This is a genomic window from Metallibacterium sp., assembly GCF_054637675.1.
This window is the reverse complement of sequence record NZ_JBTSRB010000103.1, coordinates 1-3,181: the sequence shown is the minus strand read 5'-3', so window position 1 is coordinate 3,181 and position 3,181 is coordinate 1. Positions and strand designations below refer to the sequence as shown.

Sequence of the window (3,181 nt, the reverse complement as noted above, 5' to 3'; positions counted from 1 at the left end):
GATCGACTTCGACAAGGCCGAGTGGCGCATCCCGGCGCACAAGATGAAGATGCGCGCGCCGCATATCGTGCCGCTGAGTACGCAAGCCATCGCCATCCTGCGCGATCTGCAGCCGCTGACCGGGCGCGGCAAGTACGTGTTCCCTTCACCGCGCGGCGCCGCGCACTGCATGTCCGAGAATGCCATCACGGTCGCCCTGCGGGCGCTGGGCTACGACGGCCAGACCATGACCGGCCACGGCTTCCGATCGATGGCCAGCACGCTGCTGAACGAGCAAGGCTGGAATCGCGACGCCATCGAACGCCAGCTTGCGCATGCCGGCGTGACGCGGTGCGCGCCGCCTACGACTATGCCGAACACCTGCTCGAACGGCGCAGGATGATGCAGGCATGGGCCGACTATCTGGACGCGCTGCGCAATGGCGCGAACGTGGTGCCGATCCGGCGCAAGCCAGCGCCGTAGTTTTTAAGCTACAATGGCAACGGTCGAGGTCCGCCAGTATCAAACCGCGGACGGGCGCAGCCCGTTTGCCGAATGGCTGGCCGACTTGCGCGACCGCCGCGCGCTGCAAGCCATCATGGCGCGCATCGTGCGCATGCAGGCCGGCAACCGAGGCGACTGGAAAGCACTTGGCGCCGGGCTGTTTGAATTGCGGATCGACACCGGGCCGGGCTACCGGGTCTATTGCGGACAGGATGGCGCCGCGCTGGTGTTGCTGTTGTGCGCGGGCGACAAGCGCACGCAAACGAAGGACATCGAGCATGCACGCGACTACTGGAAAGACTACCAAGGCCGCCGCTAGCGTCCCCTTCGACGCCGCGCGGTTTCTGCGCGCGGATGACCTGGCCGGCTTTCTGGCCGAGGCCTTGGCCGATGGCGACCATCGCGCACTGCCCATTGCGCTGCGCACCGCCGCCGACGTGCTGGGCATGGCTGAGCTGGCGCGCCGTACAGGCCTAAGCCGCGAAACGCTGTATCGCACGCTGTCGGCCAAGGGCAACCCGCGCCTGGATACGCTGGGCGCGATCCTGGGCGCCTTCGGGCTGCGCCTGACATTGGTGCCAATGCCCGAGCACGCACGCAAGCACGCCTGATTCCGTTTCGCCACGGCTAGGCTGATCCCCGAACACCGGCCACCTTCACCGGCTGCCGTGGCGATCCTTTGAAGGGCGCGGGGAAGGTGCCTGTGAAATCCAAGCCAGTCGATTCGCTGGACATCATTCCCGAACCGCTGCTGCACCGGATCTATAGCCAGCAGCCGATGCCTTCCGAGGTGCAGCGCGCCGCGACGTTTTATGAAGCCGCAAGAGTCGTTCGCGCACTTCCCCCGTGACCGGACAACGCGTGCTGGCGCTGTACAAGTGGAACAGCATCGATCAGTTTTGCGCGCGTGATTCCATCCGCCCGCGCCCGACCTACGCCAGCCAGCGTGCAAGTGGCTGCGACCGTATCCTGGAACAACGCTGGGCCATCCGCCGCAAGCTGGGCGACAACTTCAGCGACCTATTCAGCGAACCCGCCAAGCCCAAGGGCATGCGCCGGCGTACTTTCGAGCGCCACTGCGCCCGCGATGCGCAACTGGCCGAGCGGGGAAACGTCTACCTGCGACGCTTGCTGCGCTGAAGTATGCGTTGATTAAAGTGCACGATAGCCTATGGATTTAGGCAAGCTGGGTCACGAGATCGCCGCGCGTTCGGGCTGAGCCGGCCAACGGCACACTTTACTAGCGTGGCTGCCCCAGTCATGTCTTTGGCACTTCGGTCACATACCTGCTTTTGACTTTCGAGAATTCCCGCGCATCGCTTTGCAAAAGCGCAGCCGCCTCCCTGAGATCAGGCCCCAACATCGACTCGGCTTGGCGGACGTAATGGCGGGCAACGTAGACATGGTCTGACCTGATTACCCAGCTAAGCCATCCATGGTTAGCAGCCGGTGCGGCAGCGGCGAGGTGTGGGCGGCAGCATAGATGAGGCGTGGGATCAGGTCTTGCAGCTTGAAGCGGCGGTTGAAGCGATAGCAGAACTCGGAGAGATAGCGTTGCAGGTACTTGGGCTTCAGCGCGTGGTAGGTGCCGTGCAGGGCGTTCTTGACGTTGCCGAGCACGGTGTTGACCCACTGGAACATCGGATGCGCCACGCTGGCCGGACCGCCGCCGGTGACCAGCGGCACGTGCGTGCAGTCGGCGGCGGTGACGCCGGGGAAGCAGTTGAGGCCATCCGAGACGACGGCCGTGCCCGGCGCCAGATGGCGCCGCGCCCACTGCGCCAACGCGGTCTTGCGGAAGCCCGGCACTACGTCCATGCGCATCGCCATGGGAAAGCCTTGCGCAGTGATCTGCACGGCAGCCACGAATGGGGTTTTGCCCGGGCTGCCGCGGCCGGTCGGGCCGCCATGGCGCTCACCGCCCCAGTAGGCATCGTCCAGCTGGACGATGCCGGCCAGCGGCTTGGTGTCATCGCGCTCGATCATGGTCTGCATCAGCTTGTGCTTGATCAGCCAGGCGGTATTGGCATTGACACCGAGCTGCCGGCGCAAGCTCAAAGCCGAGATGCCATTCTTGTGCTGGGTCAGCAGGTAGATCGCCAGGAACCAGGTCCGCAGCGGCAAGTGGGTGCGCTCGAACAGGGTGCCGGCGGTCAGCGAGGCCTGACGCTTGCAGCGGTTGCACTGGAGCACAGGGCGACCGCGCAGCTGGCAGTGACCGGCATGCCCGCAGTGTGGGCAACGGAATCCGCCGGGCCAGCGTCCCGAACAGGGATTGGCTTCGCGGCACATCCGCATCAGGGCATCGCGGCACTGGGCTTCGGTGCCGTAGCGTTCGAGGAAAGCCGGCAGGCTCATGCCGGGCTGAGGCGCTTTTCAACAGCCGCAGGCTGGTCAACTGGATTTCGTTCTTGGCCATGGTGCAACCCTCGCTGGATCAGGTGGTTGCACGCTACGACCCGCGCGTATCAAAGGCTGCGACAAGTGGGTAATCAGGTGGTCTGATGTTGTTCTCGTGGCAACCGCAAGATCCGTCGCAAATTCTACTGGTAGAGCAGTGAGGATTTCTAAGGAAACTCTGAACAAGTCCCCGCGGTTGCGGTCTGAGTGAAGTCCCTCCCGCGAGCGCGCCGCCGATGACCCAGATGAGCTTTTCCGAGGCCGAGTACGCGGGCAAGCGCAAGCAGACGCGGCGCGA

The 3,181-nt window shown here is 64.6% G+C and carries 6 protein-coding genes; 5 read left to right on the top strand and 1 reads right to left on the bottom strand.

Going from position 1 to position 3,181, the window contains the following annotated elements; translation table 11 throughout:
• The 5 genes from ACYDAT_RS15915 to ACYDAT_RS15895 form a co-directional block, all read left to right on the top strand.
• Positions 1 to 382 (top strand): tyrosine-type recombinase/integrase (locus ACYDAT_RS15915; RefSeq protein WP_461451404.1); only part of this gene is annotated, 382 nt, incomplete at its 5' end.
• A 93-nt stretch (positions 383 to 475) separates the two neighbouring features.
• A complete protein-coding gene (locus ACYDAT_RS15910) occupies positions 476 to 802 on the top strand; it encodes a type II toxin-antitoxin system RelE/ParE family toxin (protein ID WP_461451402.1) in 327 nt (108 codons plus the stop codon).
• On the top strand, positions 762 to 1,094 hold the full coding sequence (locus ACYDAT_RS15905) for an addiction module antidote protein (RefSeq protein ID WP_461438868.1): 333 nt from the start codon (positions 762 to 764) through the stop codon (positions 1,092 to 1,094). Before ACYDAT_RS15910 ends, ACYDAT_RS15905 begins: the two co-directional genes overlap by 41 nt.
• 92 nt (positions 1,095 to 1,186) lie before the next feature.
• Entirely contained in the window at positions 1,187 to 1,333 is a 147-nt protein-coding gene (locus tag ACYDAT_RS15900) for a hypothetical protein (RefSeq protein ID WP_461451400.1), read from the top strand.
• Positions 1,330 to 1,623, top strand: a complete 294-nt coding sequence (locus tag ACYDAT_RS15895; RefSeq protein WP_461451398.1) for a hypothetical protein — start codon at positions 1,330 to 1,332, stop codon at positions 1,621 to 1,623. Before ACYDAT_RS15900 ends, ACYDAT_RS15895 begins: the two co-directional genes overlap by 4 nt.
• A 276-nt stretch (positions 1,624 to 1,899) precedes the next feature.
• On the opposite strand, the gene ACYDAT_RS15890 is transcribed toward ACYDAT_RS15895, so the two are convergent.
• On the bottom strand, positions 1,900 to 2,841 hold the full coding sequence (locus ACYDAT_RS15890; RefSeq protein WP_461451397.1) for an IS1595 family transposase: 942 nt from the start codon (positions 2,839 to 2,841) through the stop codon (positions 1,900 to 1,902).
• Between the last annotated feature and the right edge of the window lie 340 nt (positions 2,842 to 3,181).

What these genes read in the sequence shown, in the direction of transcription:
- ACYDAT_RS15910 (WP_461451402.1), top strand. Translation starts at nt 476, where the DNA reads ATGGCAACGGTCGAGGTCCGCCAGTATCAAACCGCGGACGGGCGCAGC.
- ACYDAT_RS15905 (WP_461438868.1), top strand. Translation starts at nt 762, where the DNA reads ATGCACGCGACTACTGGAAAGACTACCAAGGCCGCCGCTAGCGTCCCC.
- ACYDAT_RS15890 (WP_461451397.1), bottom strand. Translation starts at nt 2,841, where the DNA reads ATGAGCCTGCCGGCTTTCCTCGAACGCTACGGCACCGAAGCCCAGTGC.